We start from the raw sequence: 2,713 nt of genomic DNA on the forward strand, positions 1-2,713 counted from the left end.
GCTGCCGAAGCGGCTGGTCGGGTCCTCCGGCGGCGGGGGCGGCTTCGACCAGCGCATCAGCCGGCCAGCCAGACGACCAGGAACGACAGCAGCGCCGCGCCGCTGCCCAGCACCAGGCCGGCGGCGGCGCCCCAGCGGCTCCCGGTCCGCGCGGCCACCCCGAGGTAGCCGGCCACGCCCGCCTCGACCTCCACGAACGCCGGCTGCCCGGAGCCGGGTGCGGCATCGATCCAGTCGCCGAACTGGTGGCCGTACCCGGCGAAGTGCTCGTCGGGCTCGCCGCACTGCCGGGCCACCCGCTGTCGCAAAGCCTCACGCCATGAACGGTTCACGTCATCCCCCGCCCGCCAGAACTCCCAGCGCCGCCCCGGCGACGACGCATCCGACAACCCAGATCGACAACCAGAGCGCGGCCCGGCGCAGGGCCACCGCTTGCGCCTGGCGGCCGATCGCGTCGTACGCCCGGTGCACCCGCTCGGGCCGCGTGGCCGGACCGTGCTGGGCGTACGCGCGGATCTGCTCGATGGCGCCGGCGAACGCGTACACCAGGTCGGTACGGGTGCCCGCCGCGACCGGAGCCGGCCCGTCCGCGCAGCGCTGCTCGGCCGCGAACACCTCGGTCAGCCAGGACTGCGCCCACGGATGCGGTGACTCGATGGCGATCTGCCCGCGCGGCCCGGTGCCGAACGGCTCGGCCAGCACGACGATCAACGGCTCCCAGCGGGGATCGGCCCAGTGCTCCCGCAACGCCCTCAGCACCGCCTCCTCGCTGTCCGCCACGCGCTGCGCCGGGTTGTCGGGATCCGTGTGCAGCAGCGTGTGTTCCACCCAGTGCCGGCCGGCGAGCGCGCACAGCACCACGATCAGGAAACCGAAGCGGTCCTGGGCGTAGAGCAGGCCGGGCGTGAGGTTCCAGCCGCGGGCGGTGTCGTGCCGCATGCGACGGATGCCGCCGTACTCGTAGAGCTCGGTGCCGCGCAGCACGGCCGGCGGCGGGTCGGCCTGGGTGGCGGCGTCGGTGTCGATCAGCACGTAACCGCTGCTGTCCTGGTTGGCGCACCAGCAGACGTTCTCCGGCTTGATGTCGCAGTGCGCCCACTTGAGTTGGTGCAGCTGGTCCAGGCCCGCGGCGAGCAGGCGGAAGTCGCCCAGGTGCTCGGTGCCGGGCCAGCGCCGTACCGGCTCCCAGCGCAACAGGTCGATCTGCGGGGAGACGGCCAGCAGGTAGAGGTCGGGGCGGGCGCCCTCGCCGATCCACGACGGCAACCGGCGGTGCAGCTGCGCGACGATCTGATCGGACGGGGTGCCGAGCCGGGTGGTGACCGCGCCGGAGAGCTGTTCGAGCTGGCCGTCGCCGCGGACCACCTGCACCGGCACCACGGCCCAGGGCGGCTCGACGGGGGTACGGCGGTCCGTACCCCCGAGGTAGCGGTTGGCCCGCTGCAACGCCGTCGCCTGCTCGTGCAGGTGCTGGCGCAGCGCTTCGGCGTCACCGAGATCGGCGCAGCCGTAGATCTTCACGTGCCAGTCCGGCCAGCCGTTCCGCTCGTTGGTCGCGGTGGTGAAGATGACCTGCGTGTGGATGCGCCGCAGCTGACCGGTCGCACCGCCCCCGATCGGCGGCACGTCAAAGTCGACGCTCTTGCGTTCCCGCCCGCTGGGCGGGGCGACGGTCAGCAGCACCTGCCACTGTGGCCCGCTGAGGTCGATGACCATCGCGGGTTCGTCCGGATCAGCCATGGCCGCCCTCCCAGGCGAGGTGGTAGTCGAGCAGGGTGGACGACGCGGTGCCGTCCGTGTAACCGATCGAGCCGGCCGGCCCGGCCTGGATCAGCCGGCCGTCCGGGTGCAGCGGGGTGCCGTCGATCGTGACCAGGTAGTCGGGCCGGATCCGGGACCGGGCGAACTCGACGCGGTGGCCGTCGTGGCGCAGATACAGCAGCTCGCCGCGGGGCAGGAAGGTGGCGTACTTGGGCAGGCGTACCGAGGCGTCGGGGCCGGCGCGGCCGGTCCAGCGGCCCAGCGGCACCCAGGCCGGGGCGGAGGCCAGGTGGCAGACCCAGCGGAAGTCGGCCCCGTACCGCAGGGTCAGATGCGCGGTCGCGACCACCGGTGGCAATTCTGTGCTGGCGAGGGGCATCGTCTGCTTCGGGGCGGGCCGGGCCGGCGGCTGAATCAGGAACTCGTGGCCGGGGTCGGGCAGCGCGGGGTCGACGGCGAAACCGACCGAGACGACCCGGGCCCGGGGCAGCTGCGCGTCGATGTGCTGGTGGACGATCCGGTGCACCTTGCCGCCGAACTCCCGGCTCATCGGCGTCCGGGTCAGCACCGACACCGAGATCCGCAACGAGCCCGGGTCCAGGCCGCCCGCGTTGACGATCGTGCAGTAGCGCCCGACCGCACGCCGGAACGCATCGAGGACGGCCCGTTCGAAGCGGGCGTCGGCCGTACTCATCGGGTCTCTCCGATCGCTGTGCCCATCGCCGCGGCGAGTTGCCGGGCCCGCAGTCCGCCCCCGGCGTCGTCGCCCGCCTCCACGACGACCGCGTAACCGAGGGGACCACGGGGGGTGTCCAGGAACCCGCCGGCCCATGAGTTCTGAGCTGCGAAAACGCCGGTGCTGCCGCGGGCCAGCGCAGCCCGCAGCCGCCGGCTCGTCTCCGCGCTGAGCGCCTGTTCCGGCTCGACGGTGGCCACCGCGGTGGTGCGCCCG

At 73.6% G+C, this 2,713-nt stretch carries 4 protein-coding genes; all 4 read right to left on the minus strand.

Features of this window, described 5'->3' with window-relative positions:
- Positions 1-56 precede the first annotated feature (56 nt).
- The gene (locus tag AB0C29_RS42405; RefSeq protein ID WP_360833169.1) at positions 57-308 is read right to left on the minus strand and encodes a hypothetical protein; all 252 of its coding nucleotides are present in this window, start codon (positions 306-308) and stop codon (positions 57-59) included.
- 25 nt (positions 309-333) lie between these two features.
- Positions 334-1,740 (minus strand): hypothetical protein, encoded by a 1,407-nt coding sequence (locus tag AB0C29_RS42410; RefSeq protein ID WP_360833171.1) that lies wholly within the window; start codon positions 1,738-1,740, stop codon positions 334-336.
- A complete protein-coding gene (locus AB0C29_RS42415; RefSeq protein WP_360833173.1) occupies positions 1,733-2,455 on the minus strand; it encodes a hypothetical protein in 723 nt (240 codons plus the stop codon). Before AB0C29_RS42415 ends, AB0C29_RS42410 begins: the two co-directional genes overlap by 8 nt.
- Positions 2,452-2,713, minus strand: a 262-nt coding sequence (locus tag AB0C29_RS42420; protein WP_360833175.1) for a hypothetical protein, incomplete at its 5' end; no start/stop codon positions are given. The genes AB0C29_RS42420 and AB0C29_RS42415, both read right to left, overlap by 4 nt.

Source organism: Actinoplanes sp. NPDC048791 (genome assembly GCF_040650095.1).
Lineage (GTDB): Bacteria > Actinomycetota > Actinomycetes > Mycobacteriales > Micromonosporaceae > Actinoplanes.

Coding starts and splice junctions, on each gene's coding strand:
- AB0C29_RS42410 (WP_360833171.1), bottom strand. CDS start 1,740: ATGGCTGATCCGGACGAACCCGCGATGGTCATCGACCTCAGCGGGCCA.
- AB0C29_RS42415 (WP_360833173.1), bottom strand. CDS start 2,455: ATGAGTACGGCCGACGCCCGCTTCGAACGGGCCGTCCTCGATGCGTTC.